Raw genomic sequence first — 15,999 nt, 5'->3', positions numbered from 1 at the left:
TTTACATTTACCCGTTTTGTTTTTTAACATAACGGGTAATTTTGACTACGATAAACGTGACGACAATAGCCCCTAATATTAAGCCAACTGAAAATACGGCATTTTGTAATGCGGCAGGGTTGAGTACTAACATGCCTCCTAAGCCTAGCATCATAATACCAGACATAAGTTTAAGAACTTCACCTTCTTTTTCAGTAAGTTTGCGCTTGCCTAATGTCATCGAGAACACAATGACGATGGCGGCGAGCGGAATGACATAGACAATATTGTAGGCAATCAAATACATGTAGCGCTGCACTGAATCAAGGTCTGACAATGATAATACTGAGGTGTAAATCATTGGAAATCCGGCGGTACAGAGTAATTCGTAAGCGTTGGCGAGAATCGCCAAAATAGTCGAGCCTAAAATCATGGTTGGTAGTGAACTGGCTTTAGACAGTTTGCCCATGCGTTTTATTAATGAGCCACGATTTTCAACTGACATGGATAGGCTGACATCACCGCGTCCATAGAAGTAGTCTTTAATATTAACCACGGCGGCTACCAATGCCAGCAACCCAGCGCAGGTAATAATAATGCCACCATCTCCGCCGCCCAGTAGTTGGAATAAATTCAACCATGCGCTCATAAAGATAAAGTAGATAAATCCTGAGAAGAAAACAAAGATCCCGCCAACCAATAACATGCGTTTACGGCTGCCAGCATTGACCATAATACTCAATAAAAACAGTAATACGAAAAACGCACAGGGATTAAAGGCATCAACACCGGCTAATACTACAGTTAAAACGGGTAATGACAGTTCTTCCGGATGTACTTCGCCAATTAAGGGGATGTCAACGGGCTGAACGCTGGGTTTTGCTGGTGAGTCAATTTTGCTGGTGCTGTCAAAAGACATACCGCAACTGCCTTCAGCTTGAGGGTCGTCACTGGTGTCGGCGCAGGTTTCAAACAGTGGCGCATCATTAGTTGACGCAGCACCTAAGAAATCGTCTAGTTTGCTGCCAATAACAGCTTGGCCACCCTGGCGTTGATAGCAGTCTATCAGTCGCTCTAAAATATAGCGTCCGGTGACGTCATGGCTGTTGTAACCCACAACCGCTTCACCACAAATGGCAAAGTAGGGCACTGATTTAGGTTCAACGCCGGTGCGCTGGCCCATTTGCATTAATTTATCGACATTGCCCGGCTCGCTGATCGCGTAGTCGTGTAACTCTATCCATTGAAAACGCTCACCTAATGCATCAATAAACGGATGTGCTTCTTTACAATGCGGACAGGTTTTAGACCAAAAGAAATGCAGTTTGACTACCGGTTGCTGGTTTTGCTGGCTATACCAAATGGCGTCATCTGTTGTGGTAGATGTATTGGCTATTGAGCTCGGTGCTAACAGAAGAATACTAAGAAGAAAAAGTAGTTGGCCAATCAATCGGTTCATAATTAATTCCATTCAAACGCTAATAATATGATTTTATGCCCTTATCCGTTTGCTGTAACAAGCAAGTCCACATTCCGTTAACTGGCTCTCATTTCAGCGATTTTTATGACCGAATATGCCAAGTTGATCATGAATGATTAGAGTTAACGTGTTATGAAAATGCTCTTTACATAGGTTTACTCATCATTAACCCTAATTGACATTGCATTCGCTAAACTGAGTATCAAATCTGCTAAGGCAGAAAACAAACACTTATGTAGACCAAGGAACTTAACAATGAAAACATCATCAATTATCAAAACTAGTTTAGTTGCCTTCGTGGCAAGTTCAGCATTATTAGCCGGACAGTTGTACGCTGCCGACACAACAGATACGACTGTGAAAACGGAACAAATGAGCAAAAAAGGCGACAGACATCATGGCCCTAAAGATGGCATGCATAAAATGTTGCGTAAGCTGGATTTAACTGACGCACAAAAAGATCAAGTTAAAGCCGTTGTTGAAAAGTACAAAGCGGATCGTCCTGAGCGTCCAACAAAAGAGCAACGCACTGCTCACCGTGCAGAAATGTTAGCCCTTATTACAGGAGCCAGTTTCGATGAAGCTAAAGCGACTGAAATGGCTGAAGCACAACAGCAAAAGCATTTACAACGTATGTTGACGCAGTTAAAAATGCAAAATGAAATTTATCAATTATTGACTCCAGAACAGCAGCAAACGTTTCAAGAAAAGTTTGCTAAAGGTAAAGGTCATAAAGCCCGTCGATAATTAACCCTAATTAAGCGATTATTGGAAGCCGTTACCATGTGGTAACGGCTTTTTTGTTCATGCAAGTTTGCTAATGGTCACAGTTTGATAAAAGGGATGGCTTGGTTTAGTAAACTTTGTCCTAATATAGTATTGAACTTGCTATAGTTACCCCAGATAAACTTAGCCAATAGAATCGATAACCACCTTATGTCCTCATCCTCTGAATATGACTTTTGGGTCAAACTTGCTAGCCGCGCGTCGGTAGCGACCGCACTGTGTCTTATTGTGATTAAGTTATTGGCGTGGTTATATTCTGGCTCGGCCAGTATGCTGGGGTCATTAACCGACTCATTTGCAGATGCATTAGCCTCAATCGTCAACTTTATTGCTATCCGTTATGCCATTGTGCCCGCAGATAAAGATCATCGATATGGTCACGGCAAAGCTGAGCCGTTAGCATCACTGGCTCAAGCGGCATTTATTCTAGGTTCAGCATCACTATTGTTGCTTTATGGCGGCGAAAAATTAATTAATCCAGTGCCGATAACTAGCCCTGGCGTTGGCATTGTTGTGTCAATCATTGCGATTGTGATGACGCTAGGATTGGTGATGTTGCAACAACGTGCACTTGAAAAAACCAAGAGTACGGTGGTAGAAGCTGATTCATTACATTATAAATCTGACTTGCTACTGAATGGTGCAGTGTTACTGGCTTTGGTGTTAGCAATGTATGGTTGGTGGTGGGCAGATGGTTTATTTGCGGTGTTAATCGCGGTGTTTATCGGCCAGCAAGCGCTCGATTTAGGCTATCGTTCTATACAAAGTTTGCTCGACCGTGAGTTAGATAACGACACGCGTGAGCAAATTAAAACACTGGCAAAACAAGATCCACGAGTAAAAGGTATTCATGATTTACGCACTCGCCAAGCCGGTAAAACCACTTTTATTCAATTGCACATGGAACTACCGGGTGAGTTGTCGCTTGAAGAGGCACACGATATCGCCGATAAGGCTGGCTTAGTGATTAAAGCGGCTTTTGATGATGCTGAAGTGATTATTCACCAAGACCCTGTGTAAGCAGGTGCTTTCTTTAGGTGCAACCGTGCCTATTTGATAATAGGCACGATAGGTTTAACGTATTAAACCATCACAAGTTGGTTGGTTATTTGCGAACGAGCCAGCTCTAGTGCAGAGTCCGCTCGTAAAATTAACTCATCTAGGGTGTCATTTTCTTGCCATTTCGACACGCCAACACACGCACTAAAACGAAGGTGTTTACCCGTTTCTGGGTCTACTAAATCAGTGCTATCAATACTGTGACGAATGCTTTCGGCTACATTTCTGGCAATACTATTGTTACTTGCTCGAATAATGGCAATAAACTCATCACCACTCCAACGGCCCAGTAAGTCGGCATCGGCTAACCTGCTTTGGCATTGTTGAGCAAAATGGATTAATGCCTTATCACCGGTTTCATGGCCAAACAAATGATTGATTTGCTTTAACTCATCTAACGCCATTAATACGCAATAGAAGTGATGATGTGGCAAGGTGTTATCGAGCAATAATGCTTTACCTGCTAATGTTATCCCGCGACGATTAAGGGCTTTAGTGAGATAGTCTACATGAATTTGTTGCTCAAACTTTTCTTTGAGTAAATACGCCTCAGTGATGTCGGTCATGGTGACTTGAATAGCCGGTTGACCATTCCAGTCTATGATTGTTTCCATCAGTTTTACCCATACAGGTTTCCCACTGTAGTGTAGGCATTTTATTTCCACGGTAGACGATTGGATTTTGTGATTGAATAGGTTGTTAAGTGCTTCTTCACGTCGGGCACGATAGGCTGGGTCGACAAAATCTAACATGGACGGTAACGCCATAATACTTTGTGGATTAGGGTATCCAAGAATAGTGGCTAATGCCTGATTACAAAAAAGTGGACTAAATTGGTGGTGTATTAACACGCCTTGACCCGAACCATTGAGCAAGGCACGGTAACGATATTCACTTTGTTGTAATGATTGTTGCAGCTGAAGTGATTGCGTTAAGTTAACAATGGTAATCTGCAGTGCAGGGCGCCCTTGCCATTCAACAATATGCTCAATGGCAAGCACATTCATGACTTCGCCAAGGCGATTGCGGTTAATGTAACTTCGAACTTGTGGTTTTTCGATGCCACTCATTAGTGCGTAATAAGTGTGCGCGGCAATGTCTTGCGACTCAGGGTCGATTAACTCCAAAATACTCTTTAATGCGAGAATTTCTTGCGCGTTTTCATAGCCGAAAATTTTCGCATAGGTATCATCCGCATGTCTCGGAATAAAGTCTTGGTGAATGACTACACCATATTGAGCATCAAAATCCAAAATCTATCCTTGCACTTGGGACAAGCCACTATCGCTTTATTGGTTGATCATTCTAGCACTGGAAATATGATTTGCATGTACCGCTTATGGAATAAGATAAAATAATTTATTAATGTGAGTGCATAGTCACATAGAGACCAAGATAAACTATAATGTCATGTAATATAAGGGGTTAATAATTATATCTTATTAACCATACCTTATAAGTCCATCGATAACTCTTTGAGTTTACGTGTTAACGTATTACGTCCCCAGCCTAAACGCTTAGCTGCTTCTTGCTTATGGCCTTGGGTGTGACGTAATGCGGTTTCCAGCAAAATACGTTCAAACTCTGGTTGCACTTCAGTTAATAAATCACTTTCACCTGCCGCGAGCTTTTCGTCTATCCAATCTGTTAATGCCGTTTGCCAATCACTTGCACCAGCATGTTTTTGTTGGTTTGAAACTGGGTCTTTGAGTAACTCAGGAGGTAAATCTTGTGGCAAAATCTCTTGACCAGATGCCATCACAGTTAACCAGCGACACGTATTCTCCAGCTGACGAACGTTACCTGGCCATGGCAGGTTTGCCAGTTTGACGGCTGTTTCTTTCGTTAGAATTTTAGGCTCAACACCTATCTCTTTTGCTGCGGTCGATAAAAAGTGAGTCGCAAGTTGCGCGATATCTTCACGGCGTTGTGACAACGGAGGTAAATGTACGCGGATCACGTTTAAGCGGTGAAACAGATCTTCACGAAACGTGCCTTTTTGCACTAACACTTCTAAATTTTGGTGGGTCGCGGCAATAATACGCACATCAACTTGTACCGCTTGATGACCACCAACGCGGTAAAACTGGCCGTCAGCGAGTACGCGTAATAAACGCGTTTGCACATCTAATGGCATATCGCCGATTTCATCTAAGAATAGCGTACCACCATTGGCTTGTTCAAAGCGTCCTTGGCGCACATTAGACGCACCAGTAAATGCGCCTTTTTCATGGCCAAATAACTCCGATTCGATTAAATCTTTAGGGATAGCCGCCATGTTTAACGCAATAAATGATTTATCTTTACGTGGGCTGTGTTTGTGCAATGCGCCAGCGACTAATTCTTTACCTGTACCCGACTGGCCATTAATGAGCACGCTAATAGATGAGCGAGACAAACGCCCAATTGCCCGAAACACCTCTTGCATAGCCGGTGCTTCACCAATGATTTCTGGGGTTTTGACTGCGGTATCTACTGCTGCAACAGGCGTTTGTTCTGTGGCGTGAGTTAGTGCGCGCTCAACTAAGCTAATGGCTTCATCGATATCAAATGGTTTAGGCAGATATTCAAACGCCCCCGCTTGATAGGCACTCACTGCACTGTCTAAATCTGAATGCGCTGTCATGATGATGACGGGAATATGCGGATAGTGCAGCTGTAAGCGGTCTAGTAAGGTTAATCCGTCGGTGCCTGGCATACGTATGTCTGACACAATCACTTGTGGCTGTGATGATTCTAATGCTTGCCACAGTGATTCGGCAGCGGCAAAGCTTGCGGTAGATAACGAAGCACCTTTGAGTGCTTTTTCTAATACCCAACGGATAGAGCTGTCGTCGTCGAGGATCCAAACTTGTTCGCTTATGTTCATGTTAAAACCTCATTCTGCCAATAAAGGGCATGCTAATTATTGTAATGGCAGGTTAATAATAAATTCGGTGTGTCCAGGTGCTGACACGCAATCAATACGGCCGCCATGTAAACGGGCAATGTTATGGGCAATCGATAGCCCTAGGCCTGAACCTTCATCTCGACCGGTGACCATAGGGTAAAAAAGGGTGTCCACTAAATCGAGGGGAATGCCTGGACCGTTATCAATAATCGACAGTGCTAAGACTAATTTATAGCGTTGAGTACCAATGGTGACCTGATGTTGAGTGCGAGTTTTTATTAAAATCTCACCGCCACAGGGCTCCAATGCTTGAATGGCATTTTGTACAATATTGAGCACAGCTTGCTGCATTTGATCTGGATCCATTTGTAAATCTGGGATCGACGGATCGTAATCTCGCTTGATTTTAATATTGTCTGGCATTGCCATTTGTACGAGTTTTAATACTTTTTGCACCACTTGGTGAATGCTGTGTGCTGAGTGTTGAGTTGGGCGTTGCGGCCCTAAAAGTCGGTCGACCAAATTGCGCAGCCTATCGGCTTGTTCAATGATTAAACTGGTGAACTCTTTTAAATCTGGAGAGGTTAATTCTCGAGAGAGTAACTGCGCTGCACCCCGCAGACCACCTAATGGATTTTTAATCTCATGAGCTAAATTACGCACTAAAAACTGTGCAGCCTGCTGCTGGGCGTCCATATTTAATTGCTGATGAATTCGGCGTTGCTGATCAACTTGGCGTAGTTCTAAAACGCTCAGATTTGTGTCATTTTCAATTGGCATTAAGGTGATATCAATTGTGTGATGCTGCCCGTCAAGAGTGATTAGTGCTGCGGTATTTACGGTTAGGCCTTGGCCTGCTGCAATGGCATCACGAAGTAGTTGTGGCTCTACTCCCATTAATTGATAAAGCTCAGGTAAAGTTTGCTCAAGTAGTTTGTGATTGCCTATCCCAAGTAATTGCGCCGCCGCAGCGTTGGCATAGCACGGTTTTAGCTCGGTGTTGATAACCAGCACTGCCGTAACTAAATGATTGAGTAGGTTATTGGTGTCCATTCGCCGTCCTAATATGGGGTTGCACTAACATGGTGCACCACTTTGGTGCAGGCTGCAACCTATTCCACACAAACAGCAATCAAGACTAAAAACCTAAATATAAGTTTTAACTTAATGAATATTATAGTTTTTATCTTTGCTATCTAGACTTTTTAGCCGGTCCAAATACTGATGCCTGATGTAGAAATACCTTTCTTGGAGAGCTAGATGCAAGTACTTTGCCGCTTTGTGTTACCACATTCACAACAATGTTATGTTCGCCTCTAAAAATGCCACTGAGTTGGAATGTTGCTGAAGTTTGTGGCTCAGTAGTGGCTACACCATCAACTAATAATATCATTTTGGCGCCTTTTGGCAGTTTTGGTGCAACACTGACGCTAACACTAAAATCGCCATTATTATCGCGAATGGTGGCCTCTTCTTGAGGTGAGATAATCGTGACTGTATAACTAACTTGAGTTGCTGCTTCGGGCGTGACATTGGCTTGAGGTGGGGTATTGATGGTCATACTATTTTGAGTATTCTGATTAAGATCAACCGCTTCTGCGTTAGTTTTTGGTTCGTCAGAATAATGTACTTTACCATTCTCATCTACCCAGTGATAAACGGTCGCGAGGCTGTTGGCGCTAATGATAAGCAAGCCAATAAGTAAGATTGCGCGCATGTTGAACTCCTTGAAAATCAATATTTTCATAGAGTAGACGCTTTTTATTAAAAAATCAGCTTAATCTGTCGTGATTAAGCTGATCTGGCAATACGCTAGATTTACCACTAGATATAGTGACAGCAGTATTCTGATATTTGACTCGTGCGTAAGCTAAAGCTCACATTTGGTGCAAGTTCAAATTGGCTACCCGCGCTGAATGCTTTCCAGTCTGTTTCGCCGGGCAATAACACCTCGAATTCACCAGAAGTCACTTGCATGATTTCACCTTCAGCAGTAGAAAACTCATATTCACCCGGAAGTACCACACCCAAAGTTTGTCTGCTGCCATCAGTAAACAACACGCTTCTGCTCGTGACCTTGCCATTAAAATACACGTTGGCCTGTTTTGCCACACTGACATGTTGCAACATACTCATATCGACTCCTAATTAATGTTAAATATTGTCGATGAGTATTACAGATCTTTAATTAAACTTCCTAGTTAAATGTTTTCATGCAGACATAAAAAAGCCCAGATAATTATCTGGGCTAAGTATTTTTACTGAATAGAATTAGCTGCGGTTATTACGCTTACGTTCGTTTTCAGTTAAGAATCTCTTACGAACACGAATGTTCTTAGGCGTTACTTCTACTAACTCGTCATCATCGATGAACTCAAGCGCTTGCTCAAGAGTCAAGTTGATTGGTGGAGTCAGTACTTGAGCTTCGTCAGTACCAGATGCACGCATGTTGGTTAGCTGCTTGCCTTTAAGACAGTTAACTGTCAAATCGTTAGCACGAGCATGGATACCCACAACTTGACCTTCATATACTTCGGCCGCGTGGCCAATAAACAGACGACCACGGTCTTGTAAACCGAATAGTGCGAACGTTAATGACTTACCTGTAGCATTTGAAATCAATACACCGTTAGCACGTTGACCGATGTCACCGCCTTTATGTGGACCGTAGTGATCAAATGAGTGATAAATCAAACCAGTACCTGAAGTAGCAGTTAAGAACTCAGTTTGGAAACCAATTAAGCCACGGCTTGGGATAATGAAGTCGATACGGACACGACCTTTACCGTCAAGTTGCATGTCTTTCATTTCAGCTTTACGTGTACCTAATTTTTCAATTACGGTACCTTGATGGTCTTCTTCAACGTCAACTGTTACGGTTTCGTATGGTTCACATAGCTCACCATCGATTGTTTTTAGAATAACTTCTGGACGAGATACGGCTAATTCATAACCTTCACGACGCATGTTTTCAATTAAAATCGATAAGTGTAATTCACCACGGCCTGATACGCGGAAACGATCTGGGCTGTCTGTTTCTTCAACACGTAATGCTACGTTGTGAACTAATTCAGTTTGTAAACGCTCAAGAATGTTACGTGAAGTTACATACTTACCTTCTTTACCCGCGAACGGAGAAGTGTTTACTTGGAATGTCATCGTTAGTGTTGGTTCATCAACCGTTAACGGTGGCATTGCTTCTACTGCATTCACTGCACAAATTGTGTCAGAAATCTTAAGCTCGCCTAAACCTGTAATAGCAACGATGTCGCCCGCGTTAGCGATTTCAACTTCAGTGCGGTCTAGACCCATGTAACCTAATACTTGGCCCATTTTACCGTTACGTTTCTTACCGTCAGCACCAATAATGGTCACTTGTTGGTTAGTCTTAACGCTACCACGAGTAATACGGCCAATACCGATAACACCCACGTATGAGTTATAATCGATTTGAGAAATTTGCATTTGGAATGGCGCTTCTGCATCTGCGTCTGGGAAAGACACTTTCTCAACGATGGTTTGGAATAGCGGCGTCATGTCAGTGCTAGTTTCTTCTGGATCTAAAGTCGCGAAACCATTTAACGCAGAAGCATAAACAATAGGGAAATCTAACTGTTCGTCAGTGGCACCTAAGTTAACGAATAAATCGAATACTTGGTCAATAACCCAATCTGGACGAGCACTTGGACGGTCAATTTTGTTAATAACAACAATTGGCTTAAGGCCTTGAGCGAACGCTTTTTTGGTTACAAAGCGAGTTTGTGGCATTGGGCCATCAACTGCATCAACCAATAGTAATACTGAATCAACCATAGATAGAACACGTTCTACTTCACCACCGAAATCAGCGTGGCCAGGAGTGTCTACGATATTGATGCGGTAGTCGTTCCACTGGATGGCAGTATTCTTTGCCAGAATGGTGATCCCACGTTCTTTTTCAAGATCGTTAGAATCCATAACCCGCTCAGTAGCTTCTCCACGAGATGCAAGGGTTCCTGACTGCGCCAACATTTTATCAACCAGGGTTGTTTTGCCATGGTCAACGTGGGCAATAATGGCGATGTTACGTAAATTCTCTAACACGGATAAACCTCTAAACCAGCAAACAAAAAAAGGGGGCTTTATAGCGACTGAATAATCATAGACACCATAAAAAAGCGTGCCATTCTACTTCAGCACGGCTTTTGTAGATAGGATTATTTTTGAACACATCAATTTTTTCAGCTTGCTCGAGCTCAAAAAACACGTTAAAACCTTTATTTAAGTCATAGTAACAAGCTTGTCATACACAAATGTGACAGTGGCTAAAACTTTATCAATTTGCATATGCACCACAATGGACTTTTGCACCACATTGAAACATAGTGGTGCACAAGATTGGTGCGAAGCGTTTGTTTTGTTGATCTTTGATATTTTCAAAATTAACAAAATCAAAAGGTTAACTAATTGGCATGATTATCGCTTTAATGGCAGTAATCGTAAAAATGAAAATTCGTTTTCCAGATGCACCATCTGGCGAATACCAAGATTATATTAAGGGACAACCCTTTACCCTACCGGAGGCTTAAGAATGTCAGTTGAATCAGTTTTAAAGCAACTTGAAGAGTTAGAAGTTAAGTTTGTTGATTTGCGCTTTACCGACACTAAAGGTAAAGAGCAGCATGTTTCTATTCCATCTCATCAAGTAAATGAAGATTTTTTTGAAGACGGCAAAATGTTTGATGGTTCTTCAATCACAGGTTGGAAAGGCATCAATGAATCAGACATGGTATTAATGCCTGATCCAACAACATTCGTTTTAGACCCATTTACCGAAGAAACAACAGCCCTTATTCGCTGTGATATTTTAGAGCCAGGCACTATGACTGGTTATGACCGTGACCCACGTTCAATTGCTAAAAAAGCAGAAGCATACCTTGTGTCTACTGGTATCGCTGACACCGTATTGATTGGTCCAGAACCAGAATTCTTCTTATTCGACGACGTGCGTTTTGGCACTGATATGTCAGGTTGTTTCGTTAAAATCGACGCAAAAGAAGCGGCTTGGAACTCAGGTACTAGCTATGCAGATGGCAACACAGGTCACCGTCCAATGGTTAAAGGGGGTTACTTCCCAGTCGCGCCTGTCGATTCATCACAAGACTTACGTTCAGCAATGTGTTTAGTGCTTGAAGAAATGGGTCAAGTTGTTGAAGCACATCACCATGAAGTGGCTACAGCGGGTCAAAACGAAATCGCTACACGTTTTAACACTTTGACTAAAAAAGCAGATGAAATCCAAATTCTAAAATACGTTGTTCATAACATGGCTCACGCTTATGGAAAGACAGCGACATTTATGCCAAAACCAATCGTTGGCGACAACGGTAGCGGTATGCACGTGCATCAGTCATTATCAAAAGACGGTGTTAACTTATTCGCGGGTGACAAGTACGCTGGCTTAAGCGAAATGGCCTTGTTCTATATTGGTGGTATTATCAAGCACGCTCGTGCATTGAACGCATTCACCAACCCAAGCACTAACTCTTATAAGCGTTTAGTGCCGCATTTTGAAGCGCCAGTTATGTTAGCTTACTCAGCACGTAACCGTAGTGCATCAATTCGTATTCCAGTGGTACCAAGCCCTAAAGGCCGTCGTATCGAAGCGCGTTTCCCTGATCCACATGCAAACCCATACTTAGGTTTTGCGGCACTATTAATGGCTGGTCTTGACGGTATTCAAAACAAGATCCACCCAGGTGAAGCAATGGATAAAGACTTGTATGACTTACCTGCTGAAGAAGCGGCTGAGATCCCACAAGTAGCAACGTCTTTAGAAAATGCTCTTGAGAATCTACAAGCTGATCATGAGTTCTTAACTAAAGGTGGCGTATTCAGTGAAGACTTCATCCAATCTTATATCGCAATTAAGAAAGGTGAAGCTGAGCGTGTTGCACGTACTACTCACCCATTAGAGTTTGAGATGTATTACAGCCTATAATGAGTCGGTTTTTATAAACGATTCAGTATTGCAAAATACCCAACCCCGATAAGCAATTATCGGGGTTTTTTGTTATACAGTATGTTGCAAATGTAAACAGATGTGTCTAAGGTGTTGCGTTCGTATTTTTCCGCACGGCAATATTTCCCCTGCCATTGTATTGCTCAAAAGTTCTGCATATGAGAATTAGATGAAATTATCATTTAGGTATTTGTTATTAATTGCGATGACCTTGGTGTCTTTGATACCTATTTGTGTTTTAGCGTTGTGGACCAGCCATAATGCGCTCGATAATGAATATCGAACAGTTCATGACAAACATTTATTGTTAGCAAAAAACTTATCACAAGCACTAGACCGCTATAGTGTCGACGCGTTATCGATATTTAATCGCGCCACTGATTCTGTTATTAAACAGCAAATTTCCTCTGAATTTATTTCACTTTTTAAAGACATTGATGTTGAGTCTGTTGGTGAATATAACGCTCAAGGCCAGCTCGTCAACGTGTTATTTGGTCCCGCACAATCACAGCCTTTATCGTTAATCGAGGGTGATAATGTTTTTGATCTTTCTCAATTATCTAGCGCAACGTTTACTGACGTGCATAAATTCGGTGTCGCGAATCCAACTTTGTATATGATCCGTCAAGATAACCAGAAACGTATCTGGTTGGCGGTAATGAATCCTGCATTTATTGGTTTATTGCAGTCTGCGGTTAAATTTGGCAAAAAAGGCCATGCTGCTATTGTCGATCGCCAAGGTAATGTGTTGGCTCACCCGAATAAAGAGTGGCAAGCAAACAGTAAAAGTTTGTCTAAAGTCAACATTGTGAAACAAATGATGGCCGGCAATACTGGTGTGATGGAGTTTTATTCTCCGGCTGTTAAGCAGGATATGATAGCGGCTTATACTATTGTGCCTACAACGGGGTGGGGAGTAATGATCCCGCAACCATTGGATGAATTGTATGCTCGAGCAGAATCTGAAATTAATACCATTTTATGGGTTGCCTCCCTATCGTTTTTTGCTTGTTTACTACTAAGCTGGTGGATGACCGGATTGATCACGCGACCGATTGCTGCACTTACCGCTCAAGCATGTGCTTTAGCCAAGCAGCAAACTCAACTCACCCCCTGGACTAAGCAGCGTATTGAAACCACCGAGTTTGTGACCTTGTTTGACAGTTTTCATTACATGTCGAAGCAAGTTATTAGTAGTCAGGCAGAGTTAGCGCAACGTGTAAAAGATAAAACCGCTGATTTAGCCCAGGCTCAAGCCGAAGCATTGCATTTAGCTAATCATGACCAGGTAACCGGGCTCGCTAATCGTATGTCGATTAGAAATACTATCCAGCAACGTATTGATGCAAAACAACCATTTTCCCTTTTATTTATCGATTTAGATGGGTTTAAAATGATTAATGATACTTATGGCCATGGCATCGGTGACAGTCTGTTGGTCAGTATTGGGCAAAAGGTTGCGGCCAGTCTTGAGTTTGGTGATATTTTAGCTCGCTATGGTGGCGATGAGTTTGTGTTACTTTTACAGCACGATAACCAGTGTGATATTGTTAACCGCAAGGCTAAACGGGTATTAGAAATAATTAAGCAGCCTTATAAAATAGACGGTCACCAGTTAAACGTTAGCGCCTGTATTGGTATTGCTCAATACGATGGTGTCGATACCGATACAGACAGTCTTATTCATCGTGCAGACGTTGCCATGTATCAAGCTAAGCATGCAGGTAAAGACCAAGTCATGCATGCGTGTTAGTCATCGCACCCATGCAAAAATAACGATAGAATTAATGATAAAGTCAGTTATGCACTTAACGTATTTAGATTAAGGATTGTAATTACAAAATGAGTCGACTCGCAACAATCTCTCGTCGTGCGCAAACCAAACCCAATGGCTTTACTCTAATCGAGTTAGTGGTGGTAATCATTATTTTGGGTGTTTTAGCGGTTGTTGCAGCCCCTAAATTTATCAGCTTAAAAAGTGATGCTTATGCCAGTGTAATGCAAGGTGTTGCCGCCGCCATTAATAGTGGTAAAACCATGGTGTATTCAGCATGTGTCATTAGTACCAGTTGCGATGAAACTGCTGCTGCCGGAACGGGGAATGGTCTAGGTAATAGTATTACGGTACAAGGGCAATCGATTACGCTCGCTTACGGGTATCCGCGTCATACTTCAGCGGGCATTGCAAGAATGATTAACATTGCGGATATCTCTGATGGTGGTGAGTTCAAATTAGCCACTTATACATCATCAGGCCGCACGGGCTTACGAATTCGTCCAAACGCCGACTATGCTGCTAATAAATGTGAAATTCGTTACTCACAACCCTTAGCTGCGGGTGAGCAACCTCTGGTAGAAGTCGATATTGACGACTGTTAACGCGGTGAATCATTCACAGTTAAAAGAGTGCCATGAAGATTACTTCATGGCATTTTTGTTGGTAGCCAGAATATCGAAGGTATAATTGGGTTAGTGGCGTGATATTTTTGAGCTCAAGTACGATTTGTAGAGGATTTCACTCAAAAATATGATATTTATATAATTAATCACTCATTTGATTCTGACTAAAAAAGCGATCTGTTTAATGGATAAGAAAGACCTAAAGCTATTAGAAATATTACAGCGTCATGGCCGAATGGCGGTTTCTGAATTAGCCGACAAAGTAAATATGTCAGATACGCCTTGTTTGCGTCGAGTCAAAAAGCTTGAGCTTGATAAAGTCATTGTAGGCTATGGTGCCCAGGTAGATCCTGCAAAAGTGGGCCTAAGTGTCGTGGTGTACGCATCAGTGCGCCTGAGTGAGCATTCAGATGAGTCAACAGCATTGTTTGAGAGTACGGTAGCGCAATTACCTGCGGTAATGGAGTGCTCTGTCGTCACCGGGTCGCATGATTATTTATTAAAGATAGTCGCCAAAGACTTAGTGACCTACGAGCAGTTCATTAAAAAATCTTTAGGTAACTTAAAGTACGTGTCTAATATTGAAACCACAGTAGTGTTAAAACAAATATTTAGTCATAACGTACTGCCAGTCGACGCATCGCCGATAGAGTAGTCAGTTATTGATTATATTGGCTATGCTCGGCGTGCTTACATAGCCAATACTCAAATTACCTAATACCTAATACCTAATGATGCTAGAGAGAGCGACTAACCTTGCTCCATTGACGCAATAAACTTGTTCGACTCTTCTATCGACTTGTTCATTTCATTAATTAAGCTTGAAATGTCAGTTTGTAAGCTAGCAAATTCACCTTTAATCGCGCCAATTGCTTGAGCATTTAAGTTATGCTTTAGATAGAGCATATTGTCTTTCATTGCGGTTAAAATCGGTGGCATTTTAGCTTCTGCACGGCGCATGCCTCTCACTAATGAAGTATAAGCGCGCTTGGTTTCGTTCAGTTTGTTGGTGCTATTGCGGCGTAAGCTGGCTTTGCTTATCTCGGTGATTTCATCTTGCCATTCTTCAAATAATGCATCGGCGACATCTTCCACTTTACCAATACGATTTGTGACTTCATCCGCCGCAGTTTGTGCCGACTCATATTCATCTTTGGCTTTGTTGTAGGCGTCTTCTAAATCGCCGCCATCAAAAGCCAGTAAAGCTTGCATTTCTTCGAGTGCGGAACTGAATTGCTCTTGTGCTTCTTCTTGTGACTCTTTGGCATTTTGAACACGATCAACCATAATGTCGCGCTTGTGATAGCCGACTTTTTCCATGGCACCGTAATAGGCGCTTTGACAACCGCTCAACAGTAAACTGCTACTTAATAGTGCCAGTGATATCCATTTTTTCATCAATGT

At 42.3% G+C, this 15,999-nt stretch carries 14 protein-coding genes; 6 read left to right on the top strand and 8 right to left on the bottom strand.

Annotated features, from left to right (window positions below):
* Positions 1 to 7 precede the first annotated feature (7 nt).
* Complete coding sequence (locus ACROAE_RS08005; RefSeq protein WP_432400538.1) at positions 8 to 1,438, bottom strand: cytochrome C biosynthesis protein; 1,431 nt, start codon at positions 1,436 to 1,438, stop codon at positions 8 to 10.
* A 276-nt stretch (positions 1,439 to 1,714) separates the two neighbouring features.
* Here ACROAE_RS08005 and ACROAE_RS08000 point away from each other — a divergent pair, with 276 nt between their 5' ends.
* Positions 1,715 to 2,206: a Spy/CpxP family protein refolding chaperone gene (locus ACROAE_RS08000; protein WP_432400536.1), complete on the top strand. Its 492-nt coding sequence runs from the start codon at positions 1,715 to 1,717 to the stop codon at positions 2,204 to 2,206.
* A gap of 189 nt (positions 2,207 to 2,395) precedes the next feature.
* Positions 2,396 to 3,265: a cation efflux pump FieF gene (gene fieF, locus ACROAE_RS07995; protein ID WP_432400534.1), complete on the top strand. Its 870-nt coding sequence runs from the start codon at positions 2,396 to 2,398 to the stop codon at positions 3,263 to 3,265.
* A gap of 62 nt (positions 3,266 to 3,327) precedes the next feature.
* On the opposite strand, the gene ACROAE_RS07990 is transcribed toward fieF, so the two are convergent.
* The 6 genes from ACROAE_RS07990 to typA all read right to left on the bottom strand — a co-directional run bounded on the left by ACROAE_RS07990 (position 3,328) and on the right by typA (position 10,277).
* The gene (locus ACROAE_RS07990; RefSeq protein ID WP_432400532.1) at positions 3,328 to 4,557 is read right to left on the bottom strand and encodes a diguanylate cyclase domain-containing protein; all 1,230 of its coding nucleotides are present in this window, start codon (positions 4,555 to 4,557) and stop codon (positions 3,328 to 3,330) included.
* Between the two features lie 200 nt (positions 4,558 to 4,757).
* A complete protein-coding gene (glnG, locus tag ACROAE_RS07985; RefSeq protein ID WP_432400530.1) occupies positions 4,758 to 6,173 on the bottom strand; it encodes a nitrogen regulation protein NR(I) in 1,416 nt (471 codons plus the stop codon).
* A gap of 36 nt (positions 6,174 to 6,209) precedes the next feature.
* Positions 6,210 to 7,247 (bottom strand): nitrogen regulation protein NR(II), encoded by a 1,038-nt coding sequence (gene glnL, locus ACROAE_RS07980; RefSeq protein ID WP_432400528.1) that lies wholly within the window; start codon positions 7,245 to 7,247, stop codon positions 6,210 to 6,212.
* Between the two features lie 139 nt (positions 7,248 to 7,386).
* Entirely contained in the window at positions 7,387 to 7,911 is a 525-nt protein-coding gene (locus tag ACROAE_RS07975; protein ID WP_432400526.1) for a DUF4124 domain-containing protein, read from the bottom strand.
* A gap of 107 nt (positions 7,912 to 8,018) precedes the next feature.
* Positions 8,019 to 8,330: a pyrimidine/purine nucleoside phosphorylase gene (locus ACROAE_RS07970; RefSeq protein ID WP_188957524.1), complete on the bottom strand. Its 312-nt coding sequence runs from the start codon at positions 8,328 to 8,330 to the stop codon at positions 8,019 to 8,021.
* A 135-nt stretch (positions 8,331 to 8,465) separates the two neighbouring features.
* Entirely contained in the window at positions 8,466 to 10,277 is a 1,812-nt protein-coding gene (typA, locus tag ACROAE_RS07965; RefSeq protein WP_432400524.1) for a translational GTPase TypA, read from the bottom strand.
* A 487-nt stretch (positions 10,278 to 10,764) separates the two neighbouring features.
* Here typA and glnA point away from each other — a divergent pair, with 487 nt between their 5' ends.
* From glnA to ACROAE_RS07945, 4 genes are all read left to right on the top strand, one after another.
* Complete coding sequence (gene glnA, locus ACROAE_RS07960; RefSeq protein ID WP_432400522.1) at positions 10,765 to 12,174, top strand: glutamate--ammonia ligase; 1,410 nt, start codon at positions 10,765 to 10,767, stop codon at positions 12,172 to 12,174.
* Between the two features lie 190 nt (positions 12,175 to 12,364).
* Positions 12,365 to 13,948 carry a diguanylate cyclase domain-containing protein gene (locus ACROAE_RS07955; protein WP_432400520.1) on the top strand — a complete coding sequence of 528 codons (1,584 nt, stop codon included), beginning with the start codon at positions 12,365 to 12,367 and terminating at the stop codon, positions 13,946 to 13,948.
* Positions 13,949 to 14,037: 89 nt separating this feature from the next.
* Positions 14,038 to 14,574 carry a type II secretion system protein gene (locus ACROAE_RS07950; protein WP_432400518.1) on the top strand — a complete coding sequence of 179 codons (537 nt, stop codon included), beginning with the start codon at positions 14,038 to 14,040 and terminating at the stop codon, positions 14,572 to 14,574.
* 205 nt (positions 14,575 to 14,779) lie between these two features.
* On the top strand, positions 14,780 to 15,250 hold the full coding sequence (locus ACROAE_RS07945; protein WP_432400516.1) for an Lrp/AsnC family transcriptional regulator: 471 nt from the start codon (positions 14,780 to 14,782) through the stop codon (positions 15,248 to 15,250).
* A 95-nt stretch (positions 15,251 to 15,345) separates the two neighbouring features.
* On the opposite strand, the gene ACROAE_RS07940 is transcribed toward ACROAE_RS07945, so the two are convergent.
* On the bottom strand, positions 15,346 to 15,993 hold the full coding sequence (locus ACROAE_RS07940; protein ID WP_432400514.1) for a DUF2959 domain-containing protein: 648 nt from the start codon (positions 15,991 to 15,993) through the stop codon (positions 15,346 to 15,348).
* Positions 15,994 to 15,999 lie beyond the last annotated feature (6 nt).

This window comes from Shewanella sp. MF05960 (genome assembly GCF_050849305.1).
GTDB lineage: Bacteria > Pseudomonadota > Gammaproteobacteria > Enterobacterales > Shewanellaceae > Shewanella.
The sequence above is the reverse complement of the archived record's forward strand: the minus strand, read 5'-3'. Positions and strand labels throughout refer to the sequence as shown.

Coding starts and splice junctions, on each gene's coding strand:
- ACROAE_RS07955 (WP_432400520.1), top strand. CDS start 12,365: ATGAAATTATCATTTAGGTATTTGTTATTAATTGCGATGACCTTGGTG.
- glnG (WP_432400530.1), bottom strand. CDS start 6,173: ATGAACATAAGCGAACAAGTTTGGATCCTCGACGACGACAGCTCTATC.
- glnA (WP_432400522.1), top strand. CDS start 10,765: ATGTCAGTTGAATCAGTTTTAAAGCAACTTGAAGAGTTAGAAGTTAAG.
- ACROAE_RS07975 (WP_432400526.1), bottom strand. CDS start 7,911: ATGCGCGCAATCTTACTTATTGGCTTGCTTATCATTAGCGCCAACAGC.
- ACROAE_RS08005 (WP_432400538.1), bottom strand. CDS start 1,438: ATGAACCGATTGATTGGCCAACTACTTTTTCTTCTTAGTATTCTTCTG.
- ACROAE_RS07970 (WP_188957524.1), bottom strand. CDS start 8,330: ATGAGTATGTTGCAACATGTCAGTGTGGCAAAACAGGCCAACGTGTAT.
- ACROAE_RS07945 (WP_432400516.1), top strand. CDS start 14,780: ATGGATAAGAAAGACCTAAAGCTATTAGAAATATTACAGCGTCATGGC.
- fieF (WP_432400534.1), top strand. CDS start 2,396: ATGTCCTCATCCTCTGAATATGACTTTTGGGTCAAACTTGCTAGCCGC.
- glnL (WP_432400528.1), bottom strand. CDS start 7,247: ATGGACACCAATAACCTACTCAATCATTTAGTTACGGCAGTGCTGGTT.
- ACROAE_RS08000 (WP_432400536.1), top strand. CDS start 1,715: ATGAAAACATCATCAATTATCAAAACTAGTTTAGTTGCCTTCGTGGCA.
- ACROAE_RS07940 (WP_432400514.1), bottom strand. CDS start 15,993: ATGAAAAAATGGATATCACTGGCACTATTAAGTAGCAGTTTACTGTTG.
- ACROAE_RS07950 (WP_432400518.1), top strand. CDS start 14,038: ATGAGTCGACTCGCAACAATCTCTCGTCGTGCGCAAACCAAACCCAAT.